Below are 17,394 nucleotides of genomic sequence, written 5' to 3' on the forward strand. Positions count from 1 at the left end.
GGCGCGGCCGGCAGCGGCACTTCCCGGGCGCGCAGCGTCTCGGGGGTCACCGCGTCGGCCCGTCGGCCCATCCAGTCGCGCAGTTCGGCCTCCAGCGCGGCGTGCTCGGGCGTGCCCGACCGCAGGGGCTCGGCACCGTGTCGGGTCACGTGTCGTCCTCCATAAGCAATCGCTGCAGCGCGGTCAGCCCGCGGCTCGCGGTGGATTTCACCGTGCCGGACGGGATGCCCAGCGTGCCGGCGATCTCGGTCTCGCTGAGGTTCTCCCAGTAGCGCAGCACCAGCACCTCACGTTGCCGGCGGGTCAGTCGCCCGAGCGCGTGCCGCAGCCGCCGGTCGCGTTCGGCCCGCAGCGCATCGTCCTCGGGCGAGGCCACCGGCGGCGGCACCGGCGGTATCCAGGCCCGGGCGGTCCGCCGTCGACGCAGCACCGATCGGGCGCCGTTGACCACGCAGCGCCGCAGGTAGGCGGGTGGGTCGTCGAGTTCGCCCAGGCGCGCGCCGTATCGGCGGAAGGCCGCCGTGAACGCCTCCTGCACGACGTCCTCCGCCGTCTCCTGGTCGTCCACCAGCAGCGTGGCCAGGCGCACCAGGCGGATCCGGTGCGCATGGTAGAGCTGCGTCATGGTCGGCGGTGGCTCGCCGGCCTCCTTGATCCGGCGACGGAACAGGCCGAACGCACGCCGCCGGGGCGGGGCGTCTTCGGCGGGCGGCGCCGGGTGGATCGGGATCGGGTCGTGCCGGCCCCGGACGTGGGATTCCTGGATGGCCGTGAACTCCTCGGGTGCGTATCGATCGGGTGCGGTGCCGTGGGCCGCGGGCGTACGCGCGCGAGCACCCCGCCGTCGAGGTGCGAGACGGCGGTGCGCCGTGGCCGGCCGGTGTACCGGGGATGTCGACGTCCCCGGTACACCGGCCGGTTCCACGCACCGATCAGGTCGCGGTACGCCCGCGACGTTTGCCGAGTACGACGGCGCCACCGCCGAGCAGGAGCAGCCCTGCGGCGCCGCCGATGTACAGCGCGGTCTTGTCGTCACCGCCGGTCTCGGCCAGGCGCGGCGGCACTGGCGCCGGGGTGGCCGGGTTGCTGCCGCCTCGCTCGTCGACGGCCGACGGCGTCGGCGCGTCGCCCGGACGGGCGGGCGGAGACATGGACGGGTTGCCCGGACGGGCGGGCGGAGGCGTGGACGGGTTGCCCGGACGGGCGGGCGGAGGCGTGGACGGTTGGGCCGGCGGGGGTGTGGTGGCCGGGGCAACCCGGCTGTCCGAGGCGCGGGCCGGGCCGGCCGGCGGGGCGTCGGCGGCCATGGCCGTGCTCTGCGGCAACAGCAAGGCCGAGGCCGCGAGTACGAGGCCGGCGCCAAGGACGCGACCGGCCCGGATCCGGGCCCGGCCGCCGGGCGGCGATGCGGTCGTGCGGCGCGGATGGCGCGGGGAAGGATTGAACACCGTTCTCCTTGTGGAGCATCGAACGGACCGCCGTGCACACGGAGGCCGTCACCATCGAGTGACGGACATCCAGACGCGCGACCCCGCACCGGGTTCCCGATCCCGGTGAACTTTTTTCACCGGGCCGAAAACGCCTGTCGTCACCGGACCCGAAAAGGGCATCGGCCTCGGCGGCGAGGGCGCCGGCGCGACACTGATGTCCATGGAGCACGCACCCGCCGGGAAGCGGAACCTCTACGCGGGATTTCCGCAGATGGGAACGCCTGCGGGGCTCGTCCTGGCGAACATGGTCTTCCTCGCCACCAGCACGGGGATGAGCGATCACGCATTCACCGGGTGGGGCTGGCGCATCCCATTCCTGATGAGTTTCATCCTGGTTGCGGCAGGTCTGGTGATCCGCCTGCGGGTCACCGAATCCCCATCCTTCAATCGTGCGCTGGAACAGGACCACGTGGTTCGTTTCCCGCTCGCCGAGGCATTCAAGGTCGGCCTCCCCCGACTCGGCCTCACCCTGCTCGCCGTAGTCGCCAACTCGGCCGTCGCCTATGTTTTCATGGTGTTCACGCTGTCCTACGGCACCAAGCATCTCGACTATGAAAAGCGATTCCTGATCCTGAGCATCTCGGCCGCCGCCGTGCTCTGGTTCGTGAGCATTCCGCTGTGGACACGAATTGCCGACCGATACGGCAGGCGCACCATGTTCATCGGCGGCTCGGCCGCGATCCTGGCCTGGTGCATCGCCTTCTTCCCGCTGCTGAACACCGGGAATTCGGCACTCGCCGTGCTCGCCCTGGCCGGAATGGGGCTCATCATTCCCATCACGCACTGTGTCCAGGGCGGCATCATCGCCGACACCTTCCCCGTGCACGTCCGCTATTCGGGATCCTCGCTGATCCTGCAACTGGGCGCCGTCCTCGGCGGCGGACTGGCACCGACGATCTCCACCGCGCTGTTGAACTCCGGCAACTCCTCGACCGGCGTCACCTGGTACCTCGTCGCGATGTGCGCGATCAGTCTGGTCGGCGCGATCGCCCTGTTCCGCGTGGTCCCCGAGGGTGCGCCGGAACCGGCCACGCGCCCTGCACCGGCCGTCGTGGAGGCGTAGGCACGACCACCGGAATCGATCGCGCCCCGGCGGCGGATCGCGCCCCAGGTCAGGAACGGCCGCGTGGTTTCCCGCGCTTGGCGCCCTTGGTTGCGCCGGGGCCACCGCGGGCGCCCTTCCCGGCCGACCCGCCGGCCGCGCCGGGCTTGCGCCTGGCTCCGGAGGCGTCGGGACGCTGGGACTTGGCCTTGGCCCCGGACTTCGACTGCTGCGGCTGCGGCGGGGTGCGACCACGCGAGCTGTTGACCGTGCGGCCTCGGACGATCCCGATGAACTCCTCCACCAGGTCCGTGGTCCGCGCCTCGGGCCAGGACAGCGCGACCCGCGACTCGGGCGCGTCGGTCACCGGCCGGTAGGTGAGGTCCCTGCGGTGGTGCAGGCGGGCGAGCGACTGCGGGACGACGAGCAAACCCACCCCCGCCGCCACCAGTTCGACGGCGTCCGCAGTGGTCGCGGGCCGCTCCTTCGCGGGCACCCCGGGCCGCTGCTCCCACTCCAGGGTGTCGTCGAGCGGGTGCAGTACGACGGCGTCGGCCAGATCCTCGGCGGCCACCTCGTCCACCCCCGCCACGTCGTGGTCCTTGGGCACCACGACCACCGTGGTCTCGGCGTACAACGGGATCGCGCTCAGGTCGGTCCGCTCGATCGGCAGCCGCACCAACCCCGCGTCGGCCTCGCCCGCGCGCAGCACGTCGGGCGCGTCGGCGGCGGACACCGCGATCAGGGTCAACGGGACGTCGGGCAGCCGCTCATTCCAGACCCGCACCCATTTGGTGGGAGTCACCCCCGGAACGTAGGCGAGCCGGAACGGGGTGGGTACTTCCGAGCCTGTCACCACGTCAGGCTACCGGCCATGATCGGAGGCACCGCACACGGTCGCTACTCTTGACACCATGACGTCGCACAAGACCACCCAGACGATGAAGCCCGCGACCGCGGCGAAGAAGCTGGGCGTGTACCTCCAGGCCACCCCCGCCGAGTTCCAAGAGGGTGTCGTCTCCCGCGACGAGTTGAACGCGCTGCAGGCCGACCCGCCCGAGTGGCTCCAGGAACTGCGCCGCAACGGCCCGCATCCGCGGCCCGTCGTCGCGAGCAAGCTCGGCGTCTCCATCGCCGGCCTCGCCCGCGGCGGCATCACCGACGCCCTCACCACCGAGCAGATCGACGCGCTGAAGGAGGACGGTCCGGAGTGGCTGCGCCAAGAGCGCGCCACCCAGGCCGACGTCCGGAAGGAAGCGATCCGGATCAAGGAGAAGAACAAGGAGAAGAGCGCGGAGCCGAGCGAGGAACGCCCCGCGAAGGCGCGCCGACCGCGTTCCTGACCCACCGTCCGGCGGTCGCCCTGATATCGGCCGCCGGACAGCCGTGAGTCGGAGGTCGGTTGCGCCACCGGCCGCCCGGGGAGCCGCAGTCGGCCGGGTGGCCCGGGCTCAGCCGGCGTCGTGGGCCAAACCGGCCGTGGCGAGCAGGTAGGCGGTCATCGGTGCGTAGTCCCGGGCGTCCACGACGTGGTCGTCGAGCGGGACGGTGACCGTGACGGTGCCCTCGGCCTCGCCGAGGAACAGGGCCGGGTCGTTGCAGTCGGCGAACGCGACCGTGGGAATGCCGTGTTGCCCGGCGCGGCCCGCCCAGCCGTGGTCGGCGACGACCAGCTCGGGCCGGGGCCGCCCGGTCGCGGCGAGGGCGTCCAGGATCGCGCTCATCGGCTGCGGAGCGTGGGTGTGCCACAGCGTGGCCCCGCGCTCCAGTACCGCCACGTCGCCGAACTGGCGCACGCTGCCGCTGGTCTCGTCGTCGCCCTCGGTGGTGTGCAGTTCGCGGGGGATGTCGAGGATCTCGGCGCCGGCCGCCCGCAGTGCCCGGCCGATGGCCTGGTGTACATCCAGCAGGCCGCCGGGGTGTCCGGTCGCGAGCAGCACGCGCAGCCGGCGGGCGGCGGCGTCGCGCAGGACGGCGGCCATCCGGTCGAGCCCGTCCAGGGTCAGCCGGGGGTCGATGGTGTCCTGGCCGGTGCGGTGGTCGGGGTCGGGATGCACACCCACCCGCTCGACCATCACGGCGAGCACGTCCTCCTCGGTCTTCCAGCGATCGCCCAGGTCCAGGCCCAACCAGAAGCGCCGGTTGCCCTTCACCAGTTCGGCATAGTGTCGGAGGTTGACCTCGCGGGGCGTGGCCACCCGGCCGGCGATGCGGGTGGCCACCAAGTGCCGAAGCAACTCGTCCCGGGACGGAGGGGTGTTCGGCGTCGTCATGGGGCCATTGTGCCCACCCACCCGGCGACCGCCGGCGGCCGGGGCCCGCGCCCGGCGGCCGGCCGGGAGGCGGTCCGCCGCCGGCACGATCTTGCCGCGGCCGTTCCGGCGCCGTGGGTGCGGTGCGCGTCGGCCACCCGAGCCGGCGGGTACGTCCTCGCCGGCATCGGGCGCGGAACCGGGACGGTTCGCCGCGCGAGCCGACGCCGAGCTTGGGATACGCCTTGTAGAGGTGGCATCCGAGGGTGCGCGGGCTCGGGAACACCGCCGGCGCCGACCCCGGCCGGGCCACGGGCGGCACCGGCGTGCCGTCCCTGCTGCGCCGCGTGCGCGACCGGGGCGGCGAGCGCCTCGTCGCGCCGCCACGGGTCGGTGACGGTGCGCTCCGCCGGCCGACCGGGTCTACCCGCCGGGGATCCCGTAGTCGTGCACCTCGGTAATCTGCGGCGGGGTCGTACTCGGCGGGAAGCCCAGTTCCTCGGCCGCCGGCATCAGGAGGGTGGTGAATGCCTCCATCGCCGCCCGCGACTCCCACAGGTCGATGACCCGTACGCCGTCGCCCGTCGCGATCGCCACGTGCGCCAGGCATCCCTCCGCCGGGATCTCGCCGGACCTCACCCGCGCGGAAAGCTTGTCGTACCGCTCTGTGTCGACCCCCGTCAGATCGATCTGCATGAGAATGGCCATGACGATCCTCCAGACGTGCCGATGTCACCGATGGGATGGCATCACTTCCAATCCTGGCCGGTCACACGGGCCACGCAACCGGAACCGCGCGCACCAGGCCGGTCCCCGAGGCCGTTGCGCCGCGCGGTTCGGCTCGCAAGGCGCACGCGTGGTTTCGGAACTTGTCCGACAGGTCGGGCCGCAGTGTCGGTCGCCCGGGCCGACGACGGATCGGGCACACGGCGAACATCCGCGCAATCTCGGGGGGGGGGGGGGGGTGGCACTACCTGGAGCGGCCGGGTAGCACGCTCGTCCAGCGGGGTCGCCGCCGGACATGCTGAAGCCGTACAACCCGCTGGTTCCCCGAGATTACCCAGGAGTTCGGCTCGTGCGAGAGCAGGCATGGCAGAGGTTTCGTTCTTCCGGGCGGCCCCAAGGCCGTCGGCGCAAAGTCGTACCGACCGCAGCCGCGGTGGCCTTGGGCGTGCTGGCGATGGGTGTCCTGGCACCGCCCGCGGCATCCGCTGCCGCCGGGCCGGATACCGTCCGGCAGAGCCTGAGCGCGCTGGTGCGCACCGACGACCTGCCCGCCGGGCTGGCGAGCGTCAGGGACCGGGCGGGTCACACCCGTACCTACACCGCCGGGGTGGGCGATCGGGCCACCGGCGCGAAGGTGCCCAGGGACGGACAGGTGCGAATCGGCAGCAACACCAAGGCGTTCACCGCGGTGGTCGTGCTGCAACTGGTCGGCGAAGGCAGGATCGGCCTCGACGACAAGGTCGACACCCACCTGCCGGACCTCGTGCGCGGGGAGGGGATCGACGGTCGCCACATCACCGTCCGTCAACTCCTCCAGCAGACCAGCGGACTTCCCAACTACAGCAACTATCTCGGAGAGGAAGTCCGATACTTCGAACCGCGCGAACTCGTCGACATCGCCCTCCGGCACAAGGCCGACTTCGCACCCGGAACGCAATGGAAGTACAGCAACACGAACTACGTACTGGCCGGCCTGATCGTCGAGAAGGTCACCGGTCGACCCCTCGCCCAGGAGATGGACCGGCGCATCATCAAGCACATCGGGCTGCGCCACACCTACTTCCCCGCACCCGGTGACGCGACCATCCGAGAACCCCATCCCAAGGGCTACTACCGGGATTCGGCCGATGCGCCCTTGCAGGACATCACGGAAATCGACCCCTCCTGGGGCTGGGCGGCAGGTCAGCTGATCTCCACCAACTCCGACCTCGACCGGTTCTACACCGCGCTCCTGTCCGGCCGCCTCCTCCCGGCGGCCCAACTCGCCCAGATGCGCACCACCGTCCCCGCCGAAGAAACCTTCGGCCGTGATGCCCGCTACGGACTCGGGCTCGTGAGCAAGCCACTTCCGTGCGGCGGCCTCTACTGGGGCCACGGCGGCAGCTTCCCGGGCTACGAGACCCGGGGCGGGGCCACCGACGACGGCCGCGCCGCCAACGTCGCGGTGACCATGCAGCTGAACGACCAGGCAGCCAGGGACCGCGTCGATGCTGTCGTGAACACGGCCCTGTGCCGCTGAACCGCACCTGACAGGGACCGTCCGGCCGGGTGCGGTGACGCCCCCGGGCCGGACGGTCCCTCGTCGTCGGCCCCTCACGTCGCGGCCGGGGGCTTCACCCGCCGCCCTGTTCCACCCGAAATCCGCCGCCGACGCGGTGCCGGGTGGCATCCCTGGAGTGCTTGCCGCGGTGAGCCCCCCGATTCCACGGCCGGCGCCTGGAGCCCGGCGATCCCCGAGCGCGTGGTGTGCGAGTCGGGAACAGGGCATACAAGGGGAATCCGTCCACCGGGGAGCGCGAGGAAAGCCCACCCGAGAGTCCGAGGAAATGGAGAAGGGAGCCGAATGCCGTCGGAAGTCGATCTCACCGCGGCGCTGTCCAAGGTCAAGGAAAGCGAAACCTCGCTGATCGCCCAGGTTCTGCGCACCACCGTGGCGGCGGTGACCTCCTACATCGCCGCGCTGTTCCTGGCCGGCGCCGACCCGCAGCCGATCCTGGCGCCGCTCACGGCACTCCTGGTGGTCCAGGTCACCTCGTACGCGACCTTCACCACCGGCGCCCAGCGGGTGGCCAGCGTCGTCTTCGGGGTCCTGATCGCGGTGCTGTTCAGCGAGGCCGTCGGGCTCAACTGGTGGAGCCTGGCGCTGTTGCTGCTGGCCGCGCTCGGCCTGGGACACCTGATTCGGCTCGGCGACTCGATCAACGAGGTGGCGATCAGCGCGATGATCGTGCTCGGCGTCAGCCAAGTCGCGGACACCGCGTGGGACCGGGTCGCGGAGACCCTGATCGGCGCCGCCGTCGGCATGGTGTTCTCCCTGGTACTGGCGCCGCCCGTGCACGTGCGGCCCGCGAACGAGGCGGTGATGTCAGCCTTCGACGCACTGACCCGGCTCCTGGACACCATGGCCGGGGAACTCGACGACGACGTCGACTACGACCGGGCGCACGGCTGGCTGGAGGAGGCCCGCCGGATCGACCGGGACATCGTGCGGGTGGACGCGACGCTGTCCACCGCCGAGGAGGGCACCCGGCTCAACCCGCGCGGCCGGCGGGCCACCGTGCGGGTGCTCGCGCTGCGCAGCGGCCTGGATACCGCCGAGATCAGCGCGGTGGCCCTGCGCATGGTGTGCCGGGCGCTGGGCGGGCTGTACGCGCGGGGCGAACGCGGCGAACCGGCGTACACCGAGATCCCGTTGGCCACCGCGCAGTCGCTGCGCAGCCTGTTCCGCTCACTGGCCGCGCTGTTCGCGGCGTACGGCCACCTGGTCGTGCTGCACGGCCAGGACCGCCCGGAGGAGTCCGCCCTGGCCGAGGACAGACTGCGGGAACGGCTGACCGAGGCGGACGCGGACCGCTCGCGCACCGAGGCGATCCTGCTCGCCGACTCGATCGAGAACCCGGACCGCTGGGAGTTGTACGGCACCCTGCTGACCGCGGTCGACAAGCTCGTCGACGAGACCCGGCCGGCGGGCACCCCGGGCGACCTGGCACAGCGGATCGACGAGCGCCGCCGGCGGCTCGCCGAGGAGCGCCGGCTGCGGGCCGCGGTCACCCGCCCCGGCCCGGCGATGCGCGAGCGCATCCGCCGGGTGGTGGCGCCCACCGATCGGCTGCTGCGGGTCCCGCGCAGGCTGCACCGACACACGCTGCGACGGCGCGGGTGACGAATCCGGGCCGCCGCACCGCCGGCACCCGGCGCGCGTCCTCGGACAGCCGGCCCGCTCGGATCGGTTGCGGCTTCCCGGTTGGCGACTCCCGCTCCGCCGAGAGCGAACCGACCTGCCCCCAGCCGGGATACGCACAGTCGGCCGCCGGCGACCGGTGGCCGGCCGGTGCGCGAGGCTCGCACCGGGCGACCCTGGACCCGACCTGAGCTCACCCCCGTGTACGAGCTCATGGCGAGCGGCCGACTGCCGGGTGCCCGGGGGCGGACCCGGCGAACCGCGGTGCGTCCAGCCAAGCAGCCGGGGCCCACCAGGGCATCCCGTCCCGGGTGGAGGGGTGGATCGAACCGATGCGGTAGTCGAGCCGAGCGGGTCAACCCTTGGAGTAGTCGCGGGCGGGCGCCGCCCTGGTCCGGGCCGCCGAGGCACACGTACCCTGTGAGCCCCGAAGCCAAGGACCGGACACCGTGCGGCACAGCCCCGAAGAACAGCTCATCCACACCGTCGCGGCAGCCGGCGAGCCCTTCAAGGTCGCCCTGGCCGGTGCCCGGGGCCTGCGTCGGCACGGCCTGTCGGACCGGGACAGCGACGGCATCGACTTCGCCCTCGCGGCCCGCGACGCCAAGAGGCTCACCGCCGCCCGCACCGCGATCGCCGCGGCCCTGACCGAGCAGGGTTGCCGCGTCATCGTCGACGGCAGGGCCGCCGGCAAGGCGTTCGTGCGGATGAGCGTGCGGCCGGCCGGGGCCGAACACGGCACGCCACTCACCGTGCACGTCGCGCCCCGCACCCACGAGCCCGCCGTCGTGGCCGGCGTCCCGGTGCTGCATCCCGACGACCTCGCCGCGGCCAAGCTGGTCACCCTCGCGCTGCGCTCGGAAGTACGGGACGTCTTCGACGTCTTCGCGCTCGCCGATGGCTACCACGTCGACCGGCTGCTCGATCTGGCCCTGGCACACGATCCGGAGTTGCGTGCCGAGGACTTCCTGACCGCGTTCAAACACGTCACCGAGCGCGAGGATGTCGAGTTCACCCGGTTCGGCGCGCCGGCCGCGCGGATCGCCGCCGTCCGCGCCTGGTTCCAGGACGGGTTCACCGAGCTCTCCGCCCGGCACAGCCGACCGATCGCCGCCGCGCTGGACCCGAAGGTGGCGGCCAGGCTGGCGGCGCTGGCGGGGTCGGCGGCCCCGGCGGAACCACCGCCCGGCAGCGCACCCGGGTGACCCGGGCCGCCGCCCTCGCCACGTCGGTCGATCAGCGCCGCCCGCCGGGCGTGACCAGGCCGGTCTCGTAGGCCAACACCACCGCCTGGGCCCGGCTGGGCAGGTTCAAACTTGGCCAGTGCACGGTTGAAATGGGTCTTGACCGTCGACTCGTGCTTCCCCGACCACCTCGATCCCCGGGGCCGCCCCGTAATAACGCGGCCAGTCCAGTCCCGCCCGGATCAAGACTTGGTCGTCGACCACCAATACCTTGGTCACCCCGTCGTTCCTTCCGTCACGTCGGTGCAAGGCGGCCTTGACGTCCCCCGCGTTCCCGGCGGACTCGGCCGGGATCGGCAGGACGAGGCCGACCTCGAATCCCCCATCGGGTCGCCGTCCCGCAACGAGCGTCCCGCCGTAGAGCTGGCGCGCTCGGACATGCCTATCAACCCGTGCGCCGCCACCCACACATGTGCCTACCGCTGCCTACCACGCTGGTTGTAGATCGCCATGGCGCCGGTTCCTCTGGCGCCGACCGACCGCCCCGGCACGGATGTGCAGGGATCGCGCCGTGCTTTGGCAGATGTTGCCGTCGTGGTCGCGGCCTGCACAGCATGTACTGAACACCGATCGTCCGTCCCGGACGGGCCGGGCAGTACGCGTGTCGAGGGGTGTGCCGTGGCGGAGGCGTGGTGGGACGGCGATGACGTCGACGGGCCCGAGGCCGTGGTCGCCCGGCTGGACGGCGTGGACTACCTGGCCGGGGACGGCATCGGCACCGCCGCCTGGCTCGCACTGCGGATGGGCCGGCCGCTGCTGGTCGAGGGCGAGCCCGGGGTGGGCAAGACCGCACTCGCCCAGGCCCTGTCGGACGCGTTTCGCGTACCGCTGTTCCGACTCCAGTGCTACGAGGGCCTGGACGCCTCGCAGGCGCTCTACGACTGGGACTTCCCGCGCCAGATGTTGCATCTGCGGGCGGCCGGCGCGGCGGGCGAGACCGATGCCGCCACCTTGGAGGCCGGCTTGTACGACCGGCGCTACCTGATCGCCCGGCCGGTACTGCGGGCGATCGAGGCGGCACCGGCGGTGCTGCTCGTGGACGAGGTGGATCGGGCCGACGACGAATTCGACGCGTTCCTGCTGGAGGTGCTGTCCGACTTCGCGGTGACCGTGCCCGAGCTGGGCCGGATCGCCGCGAAGGTGCCGCCGCTGGTGGTGTTGACCTCCAACCGCACCCGCGAACTGCACGACGCGCTCAAGCGGCGCTGCCTCTACCACTGGCTCGACCACCCCGACCACGCGCACGAGGTGGCGATCGTGCGCCGCCGGTTGCCCGAGGTCAGCGCCCGTCTGGCCGAGGACGTGGTCCGCGCCGTCGGCCGGCTGCGCGGGGCCGACCTGGTCAAGCCGCCCGGCGTGTCCGAGACGCTGGACTGGGCCTGCGCGCTGCTCGTGCTGGGCGTGCGCGACCTGGACCCGGACAGCGCGGCACGCACCCTCGGCACGGTGCTCAAGCATCGCGAGGACCTGGACGGCATCCGCACGGCCGGGCTCGACCGGCTGCTCGCGGCGGGCGACTGAGATGGCCGGGCGCAGCCCGCTCGACGCCGCCACGGTGCGTGCCGCCACCGCCGCGCCGACGCGCCGCGACGGGGTGGAGACGCTGGTCGCCTTCGCCCGTACCGTGCGGGCCGCCGGTGTCGCGGCCGACCCGGGACGGGTGCAGGTCTTCCTGGCCGCCGCGGCCGAGCTGGGCGCCGACGAGCGGGCGGGCACGTACTGGGCGGGCCGGCTCGCGCTGTGCTCGGACGCGCGGGAACTGGCCCGCTACGACGCCGCTTTCACCGCGTACTTCGGCTGCGAACAACCCCCGCCGGGCCGCCGTCGGCCTGCCGTGGACATCGAGCGCGCGGTGGGCCTGCCTGGCACCGACCGGGCCCCGGAGGCCGGCGAAGCCGAGCGCGAACCCCGGGTCGCCGCGGCCGATCGCACCGAGATCCTGCGCCGGCGCGACATCGCCGCGCTGGATCCGGCCGCGCGCGCCGAGCTGCGCCGCCTGCTCGCGCTGCTGCGCCCGGCCGCGCCGATGCGCCGCACCCGGCGTCGGCGGCCGGCCCGGCACGGCCGGATCGACCGCACCCGCACGGTGCGCGCGGCACTGCGGACCGGCGAGATGGACCGGCTGCGCCACACCGAGCGGGTTGTGCGGCCGCGCCGCCTGGTGCTGTTGCTCGACGTCAGCGGCTCGATGGCGCCGTACGCGGACGCGCTGCTGCGCCTGGGTCACGCCGCGGTTCGCCGGCGCCGCGGTGCCGAGGTGTTCACCATCGGTACCCGGCTGACCCGGATCAGCCGCGAGTTGGGCCACACCGACCCGGATCGGGCGCTGGCCGCCGCGTCCGCCGTGGTGCCCGACTTCAGCGGCGGCACCCGGCTCGGCGATCAGCTGCACGCCTTCCTGGACGGCTGGGGCCGGCGCGGCGTGGCCCGCGGCGCGGTGGTGGTGATCGCCTCCGACGGGTGGGAACGCGGTGATCCGGACCGGCTCGCGGTGGGCATGGCCCGGCTGCATCGGCTCGCCCATCGGGTGATCTGGGTCAATCCGCACCGGGCCCGGGAGGGGTATCAACCTCTTGCGGGCGGTATGGCCGCGGCCCTGCCGTACGTTGACGACTTTGTCGCCGGGCACAGCCTGGCGGCGCTGGAGGAATTGTGTGCACTGCTGGTCGACGAGCGACGGACCGGGTGAACGACGATGCGTGAACTGCTCGACCGGCTGGAGGCGTGGTATCGGGACGGGCGCACCTTCGCGCTGGCCACGGTGGTGTCCACGCTGCGCAGTGCCCCGCGCGACGCGGGCGCGGTGATGGCGGTGTCCGCCGACGGTGTGGCGCTGGGCAGCGTGTCCGGCGGCTGCGTCGAGGGCGCGGTGTACGAGTTGGCGCTGGAGGTCATCGCGGAGGGCCGGCCGCGCACCGCCGCCTACGGGATCAGCGACGACGACGCGCTGATGGTGGGCCTGACCTGCGGTGGCACGCTGGAGGTCTACGTCGAGCCGGTCGACCCGGTGCACTATCCGGAGTTTCCCGAGCTGATCGCCGCGCTGCGCGAGGGTCGGCCGCTCGCGGTCGCGACCGTGGTCGCCACGCCCGACGCGGATCGGCTCGGCACCCGGGTGGTGGTCGGTCCGGACCCGGAGGCGGCCGGCGACGAGGAAAGCGGCCCGTTCGTGGTCGCGCTGCGCGAGCTCCTCGCGGCCGACCGGACCACGCTGGTCCGGGCGGACGGCGAGGCACCGGTCCCGGTCGAGGCGCTGGGCGTGCGGCAGGACGAGATCGTCTTCGTGCGCTCGTACGTGCCGCGTCCGCGCCTGCTGGTCTTCGGCTCCAACGACTACGCGGTGGCCATGGCCCGGATGGGCGCGTTGGCCGGGTTCCGGGTAACCGTATGCGACGCGCGCCCGGTGTTCGCGACGGCGGAGCGTTTTCCGGACGTCGACGAGCTGGTGGTGGACTGGCCCGACCGCTACCTGGCGGGCACCCGGGTGGACGGGCGCACGGCGGTGTGCGTGCTCACCCACGATCCCAAGTTCGACGTGCCGGTACTGGTCCGGGCATTGCGGCTGCCGGTCGCCTACGTCGGCGCGATGGGCAGCCGACGTGCGCACGCGGACCGGCTGATCCGGCTGCGCGAGGCGGGCGTGACCGAGGCCGAGCTGACACTGCTGCACTCTCCGATCGGCCTGGACCTGGGTGCGCGCACCCCGCAGGAGACCGCGATCGCGGTGCTCGCCGAGATCATCCAGGCCCGGCACGGCGGCTCCGCGCGCCCGCTGTCACTCACCGACGGTCGCATCCACCGCTGAGCACCACGCGGCTGAGCACCACGCGGCTGAGCACCACGCGGCTGGGCACGACGCCGCAGGCACGACACCGCGGGGCACCACACGGCTGAGCACGGCACGGACAGCCGAGCACCGCACGGCCGACCACACAAACGGTCGAGCACCGCACGACCGAGCACCGCAGGACGGCCGAACCCCACCCGGCTGAGCACCACCCGGCCGGGCCGACACACACGAAGCCGAGCACCACGCACACGAAGGAGCCCGCCACGCGAATCGCGCGGCGGGCTCCTTGCGTCACATACCTCAGCCGATCGGCGGGGCCGCCTCGGCCAGCGCCTCGATCGCGGCGACGAAGCAGTCCGCCGGCGGGGTCACCAGGCCCGCGCCGACCTGGCCGGTGCCCGCGACCTTGCCGGCGATGCCGGTGTTGATCTGCGGCAGGATGCCGGTGCGCACCACCTTGGTCACGTCGATCCCGGTCGGTGTGCCGCGGAAGTCCAGCACCGGGATCTGGTAGGCCGGGTTCTCCGCGAGGGTGATCTCGTACATCCGCCGGGTCGCGGCCAGCGCGTCGTCCACCTCGCCGCCGATGAACCGCACGATCGCCGGCGCCGCGGCCATCGCGAAGCCGCCGATGCCCGCGGTCTCGGTGATCGCCGAGTCGCCGATGTCCGGGTTGGCGTCGTCCGGGCCGTACGCGCCCAGGTACAGGCCGTCCGGGACCTCGGCGGGGCCGGTGTACCAACGGTCGCCGGTGCCGGAGACCTGGATGCCGAAGTCGGTGCCGTTGCGGGCCATGGCCACCACAAGAGAGGAGCCGGGCACATCGCGCCCCGCGTCCATCGCCAGTTTGCAGGCGGGCATGTCCAGGTTCAGGAAGAAGTGGTCGTTGCCGCCGACGAAGCGGGCCGCCTCGGCGATGTCCGAGGTCGGCGCGCCGCTGTCGATCATGTTCGGCAGCAGTTCGCGCAGCAGCATCAGGGTGCCGGCGCGGTTGCGGTTGTGGCCCTCGTCGCCCATCTGCAACATCTGCGCGATGATCGCCCGGATGTCGATCGGCTCGCCCACGCGCACCGCCGCGCGCAGCAGCGGGCCCAGCACCGTCGACATCCAACGCAGCCGGTCGATCACCTCGGGTCCGTACGCGCCGTAGCGCAGCACCTTGCCCAGGCCCTCGTTCAGCGAGCACCACGCGCGGGTGCCGTGGGTGGTGTCCTCCAGTTCGAACATCCACATCGACGGGCTGACCACGCCCGCCATCGGCCCCACCGCGTGGTGGTGATGGCACGAGTCCAGTTCGGCGTGGCCCTCGGCGAGGAACTTCTCCGCCGCCTCGGGCGAGTCGGCCAGGCCCTCGAAGAGCACCGCGCCGATCAGCGCGCCGCGCATCGGCCCCGAAGCCCGGGCCCAGTCGATGGGCGGTCCGGCGTGCCGGAACTGGCCGGCCGTCAGGCCCAGCGCCTCGCTCGCGGGCTTGACGTCCACCAGGTGCGGTGTGGACGCCAGGACCCGCTCGATCGCCACCTTGTTGGCCGCCTCGCGGCGCGCGTCGGCCAGCACCGTGGCCAGCGCGTCGGCGGTACCGGGCAGCGGCGGGCGCCAGTCGACGGCGGTCACCGGTACGGCCTGGGCGGCCAGCGCGTCGGCGAGCAGTTCGGCGCCGACGGTCACCACCGACGGGTCGCGGGTCAGCAGCGCGCTGCCTCGGGGGTTGGGAGCACTCACGCGTCGAGCCCTTCTACGATCGCCACGGCGCGCCGGGCGGCCTCGGCATTGGACAGGTGGACCTCGGCGCCGGCGGCGGTCAGCGTGCGGGCCTGGGCCTGAAGGTCCTGCGGGTCCAGGTCGGTGCCGCACAGCGAGATCAGTACGGTGGGCGGGTTCGGCCCGGCCGCACGCAGTACCTCGGCCAAGTCGGCGGCCGGATCCGGGTGCGCGCCGTGTCCGAGTACGACGTCCAGGAGCAGTACGGCGCAGGCCGGGTCGGCCAGTTCCTCGGCGAGTCGCTCCAGGCGCAGGCTCGGGTCGATCATCGGGTGCGGCCGGCCCGCGGTCAGGCCGTCGTCGCCGAAGTCGATCATCAGGTGCCCGGCGGCGCGCAGATCCGCGGGCAGCGCCCAGTCGGCGCGCAGCGGGATGTTGGACGCGATCGGTCCGAGCCGGTCGGCGGCGATGATCATCGCCTCGTCGCACAGCGTGCCGCCGCAGAACAGCCCACGCAGCGCACCGGTGCGGGTGGGCGTCGCCTGCTCGGGTCGCCACACCTGGTCCTGGACACCGGGGTGTGCGATGGCGGCCAGTGCCTTGGTCGCGGCGGCGGTCAGGTCGTCGCGGCCCTGTCCGAGGAAGGCCAGCTGCACCGGTGTGGAAAGAGTCGCGGCGTAACGCTCGACCTCGGCCGCTACCGCTTCGGCGGGCGGCTTGGAGACCACCACGATCAACTCGGTGGCCGGGTCGGCGTCCAGCATCGCCAGTGCCTGGAGCGTCGAGCGCGCGCCGACCGCCTCGCTCAGGTCGCGTCCGCCCACGCCCAGGCAGTGGGTGACGCCGCTGCCGGCCGCGTGCAGCAGGCACATCAGTTCCTGCGATCCGGTGCCGGAGGCGGCCACGATGCCGATCGGGCCCGGGCGCACCGAGTTGGCGAAGCCGAGGCCGACGCCGCCCACCAGCGCGGTGCCGCAGTCGGGGCCCATCACCAGGAGTCCGCGTTCGCGGCCGACGTCCTTGAGTCGGATCTCCTGCTCGACGGGCACGTTGTCACTGAAGATCAGCACGTCCAGGCCGGCTTCGAGGGCGTCCATCGCCTCGGCGAACGCGTGCGGCCCGGGCACCGAGACCAGGGCCAGGCTCGCGCCGGGCGTGGCGCCCGCGGCGGTACGGATCGTGCGCGGCGGGACACCGGCGGCGGAGCCGATCCCGGTGCCGCCGCCGGTGGACAGCACGAGGGCTTCTTCGAGCACCTCGCGGGCCCGCCGCAGCGCGTCCTCGTCGTCGGCCCGGATCGCCACGATCAGGTCGTTGGGTCCGGCGCCGTCGGGGGTTTCGAAGCCCATGCCCGCCAACAGGCCGACGTTGAGTTCCGTTGCCATGGCGACGAGCGCCTTGGTCACCCCGTCCACCGCGGATACCGATCGGCTCACCTGCATCAGGCTGACCGAGTCTCGGTATGTTCCGCGGCGCAGCTCAAGCGCGCTGCTCACGGGCGCTCCTTCCTTCGGGGTACGGGAGTTCGGTTCCGTCGCCGAGCCCGTGCGGGGCTGCGGCCACGGCTGGTACGGCGCCTGCGTCGGCCGCCTCGGCCCCGGCCAGGACGCCGTGGGCGAGGTCCGCGCCGGAGGTGTGTCCCACCGTCAGCAGGTGGTGCAGGCGAGGCAGTACGTCGGTGCCGCGGCCCACCGCGCCGATCAGATCGACCAGTTGCGCGCAGCCGTCGCCGCGGGCGGCGTGGCCGAGCAGTGCGGCGGACAGGTCGGTGGTGCGGCCGCGGGCGTGTGCCGCGACGCGTGCGCCGAGGATGTCCGCACGCCGGCCGCCGGTCGGTTCGGGGTCCAGTAGGCGCTGCGCGAGCAGGAAGCCGCACAGGGCGTCGTCGCCGCTGGGGGTCAGGCCCGGGCCCAGGCCGATCAGGCGCAGCGCGGCGGCGCCGGCCCGCTCGTGGTCGGTCGCCGCGTA

15 protein-coding genes and 2 pseudogenes are annotated in these 17,394 nt (G+C 73.0%); 8 read left to right on the forward strand and 9 right to left on the reverse strand.

Translation table 11 applies throughout. The annotated features are described in order from the left end of the window. Nucleotides 1-145: 145 nt before the first annotated feature. Nucleotides 146-625, reverse strand: coding sequence for a SigE family RNA polymerase sigma factor (locus ABZS54_RS36105; RefSeq protein WP_355545970.1), 480 nt, complete (start codon nt 623-625; stop codon nt 146-148). A 307-nt stretch (nt 626-932) separates the two neighbouring features. Further along, on the reverse strand, nt 933-1,448 hold the full coding sequence (locus ABZS54_RS36110) for an LAETG motif-containing sortase-dependent surface protein (RefSeq protein ID WP_355545972.1): 516 nt from the start codon (nt 1,446-1,448) through the stop codon (nt 933-935). Between the two features lie 154 nt (nt 1,449-1,602). On the opposite strand from ABZS54_RS36110, the pseudogene ABZS54_RS36115 reads away from it, so the two are divergent. Continuing rightward, a pseudogene (locus tag ABZS54_RS36115) lies at nt 1,603-2,553 on the forward strand (MFS transporter); the annotation flags it as partial. Nucleotides 2,554-2,602: 49 nt separating this feature from the next. Here ABZS54_RS36115 and ABZS54_RS36120 read toward each other — a convergent pair. Beyond that, nucleotides 2,603-3,388 carry a LysR family substrate-binding domain-containing protein gene (locus ABZS54_RS36120; RefSeq protein WP_355545974.1) on the reverse strand — a complete coding sequence of 262 codons (786 nt, stop codon included), beginning with the start codon at nt 3,386-3,388 and terminating at the stop codon, nt 2,603-2,605. Between the two features lie 58 nt (nt 3,389-3,446). Between ABZS54_RS36120 and ABZS54_RS36125 the strand changes: the two genes are divergently transcribed. Beyond that, nucleotides 3,447-3,875, forward strand: coding sequence for a DUF5997 family protein (locus ABZS54_RS36125; protein ID WP_355545976.1), 429 nt, complete (start codon nt 3,447-3,449; stop codon nt 3,873-3,875). Between the two features lie 108 nt (nt 3,876-3,983). Here the strand turns inward: ABZS54_RS36125 and ABZS54_RS36130 are convergent, their stop codons facing one another. Together ABZS54_RS36130 and ABZS54_RS36135 are read right to left on the reverse strand one after the other, a co-directional pair. Further along, a complete protein-coding gene (locus ABZS54_RS36130; RefSeq protein ID WP_355545978.1) occupies nt 3,984-4,805 on the reverse strand; it encodes a phosphatase in 822 nt (273 codons plus the stop codon). A gap of 402 nt (nt 4,806-5,207) precedes the next feature. Beyond that, nucleotides 5,208-5,492 carry a hypothetical protein gene (locus ABZS54_RS36135; RefSeq protein WP_355545980.1) on the reverse strand — a complete coding sequence of 95 codons (285 nt, stop codon included), beginning with the start codon at nt 5,490-5,492 and terminating at the stop codon, nt 5,208-5,210. Between the two features lie 472 nt (nt 5,493-5,964). Here ABZS54_RS36135 and ABZS54_RS36140 point away from each other — a divergent pair, with 472 nt between their 5' ends. The 3 genes from ABZS54_RS36140 (at nt 5,965) to ABZS54_RS36150 (ending at nt 9,896) form a co-directional block, all read left to right on the forward strand. Further along, on the forward strand, nt 5,965-7,029 hold the full coding sequence (locus tag ABZS54_RS36140; RefSeq protein ID WP_355545998.1) for a serine hydrolase domain-containing protein: 1,065 nt from the start codon (nt 5,965-5,967) through the stop codon (nt 7,027-7,029). 324 nt (nt 7,030-7,353) lie between these two features. Continuing rightward, nucleotides 7,354-8,673, forward strand: a complete 1,320-nt coding sequence (locus ABZS54_RS36145) for an aromatic acid exporter family protein (protein WP_355545982.1) — start codon at nt 7,354-7,356, stop codon at nt 8,671-8,673. A gap of 467 nt (nt 8,674-9,140) precedes the next feature. After that, nucleotides 9,141-9,896, forward strand: a complete 756-nt coding sequence (locus ABZS54_RS36150) for a nucleotidyl transferase AbiEii/AbiGii toxin family protein (protein ID WP_355545984.1) — start codon at nt 9,141-9,143, stop codon at nt 9,894-9,896. A gap of 31 nt (nt 9,897-9,927) precedes the next feature. On the opposite strand, the pseudogene ABZS54_RS36155 reads toward ABZS54_RS36150, so the two are convergent. Beyond that, a pseudogene (locus ABZS54_RS36155) lies at nt 9,928-10,048 on the reverse strand (LuxR C-terminal-related transcriptional regulator); the annotation flags it as partial. 505 nt (nt 10,049-10,553) lie between these two features. Here ABZS54_RS36155 and ABZS54_RS36160 point away from each other — a divergent pair. Genes ABZS54_RS36160 through ABZS54_RS36170 form a run of 3 tightly spaced genes read left to right on the forward strand, consistent with a single transcriptional unit; the run spans nt 10,554 to nt 13,740 of the window. Further along, a complete protein-coding gene (locus tag ABZS54_RS36160) occupies nt 10,554-11,456 on the forward strand; it encodes a MoxR family ATPase (protein ID WP_355545986.1) in 903 nt (300 codons plus the stop codon). Nucleotide 11,457: 1 nt separating this feature from the next. Then, nucleotides 11,458-12,624 carry a VWA domain-containing protein gene (locus ABZS54_RS36165; RefSeq protein WP_355545988.1) on the forward strand — a complete coding sequence of 389 codons (1,167 nt, stop codon included), beginning with the start codon at nt 11,458-11,460 and terminating at the stop codon, nt 12,622-12,624. Nucleotides 12,625-12,630: 6 nt separating this feature from the next. Then, nucleotides 12,631-13,740 carry an XdhC family protein gene (locus ABZS54_RS36170; protein ID WP_355545990.1) on the forward strand — a complete coding sequence of 370 codons (1,110 nt, stop codon included), beginning with the start codon at nt 12,631-12,633 and terminating at the stop codon, nt 13,738-13,740. Between the two features lie 285 nt (nt 13,741-14,025). Here ABZS54_RS36170 and ABZS54_RS36175 read toward each other — a convergent pair whose 3' ends face one another. The 3 genes from ABZS54_RS36175 to ABZS54_RS36185 all read right to left on the reverse strand — a co-directional run. Next, the gene (locus ABZS54_RS36175) at nt 14,026-15,447 is read right to left on the reverse strand and encodes a DUF1116 domain-containing protein (protein ID WP_355545992.1); all 1,422 of its coding nucleotides are present in this window, start codon (nt 15,445-15,447) and stop codon (nt 14,026-14,028) included. Then, on the reverse strand, nt 15,444-16,922 hold the full coding sequence (locus ABZS54_RS36180) for an FdrA family protein (RefSeq protein ID WP_355545994.1): 1,479 nt from the start codon (nt 16,920-16,922) through the stop codon (nt 15,444-15,446). Before ABZS54_RS36180 ends, ABZS54_RS36175 begins: the two co-directional genes overlap by 4 nt. Continuing rightward, nucleotides 16,906-17,394, reverse strand: a 489-nt coding sequence (locus ABZS54_RS36185) for a DUF2877 domain-containing protein (protein WP_355545996.1), incomplete at its 5' end; no start/stop codon positions are given. The genes ABZS54_RS36180 and ABZS54_RS36185, both read right to left, overlap by 17 nt.

The sequence above is a fragment of the Embleya sp. NPDC005575 genome (assembly GCF_040605455.1).
Lineage (GTDB): Bacteria > Actinomycetota > Actinomycetes > Streptomycetales > Streptomycetaceae > Embleya.

Coding starts and splice junctions, on each gene's coding strand:
- ABZS54_RS36105 (WP_355545970.1), bottom strand. CDS start 625: ATGACGCAGCTCTACCATGCGCACCGGATCCGCCTGGTGCGCCTGGCC.
- ABZS54_RS36125 (WP_355545976.1), top strand. CDS start 3,447: ATGACGTCGCACAAGACCACCCAGACGATGAAGCCCGCGACCGCGGCG.
- ABZS54_RS36130 (WP_355545978.1), bottom strand. CDS start 4,805: ATGACGACGCCGAACACCCCTCCGTCCCGGGACGAGTTGCTTCGGCAC.
- ABZS54_RS36135 (WP_355545980.1), bottom strand. CDS start 5,492: ATGGCCATTCTCATGCAGATCGATCTGACGGGGGTCGACACAGAGCGG.
- ABZS54_RS36140 (WP_355545998.1), top strand. CDS start 5,965: ATGGGTGTCCTGGCACCGCCCGCGGCATCCGCTGCCGCCGGGCCGGAT.
- ABZS54_RS36145 (WP_355545982.1), top strand. CDS start 7,354: ATGCCGTCGGAAGTCGATCTCACCGCGGCGCTGTCCAAGGTCAAGGAA.
- ABZS54_RS36165 (WP_355545988.1), top strand. CDS start 11,458: ATGGCCGGGCGCAGCCCGCTCGACGCCGCCACGGTGCGTGCCGCCACC.
- ABZS54_RS36170 (WP_355545990.1), top strand. CDS start 12,631: ATGCGTGAACTGCTCGACCGGCTGGAGGCGTGGTATCGGGACGGGCGC.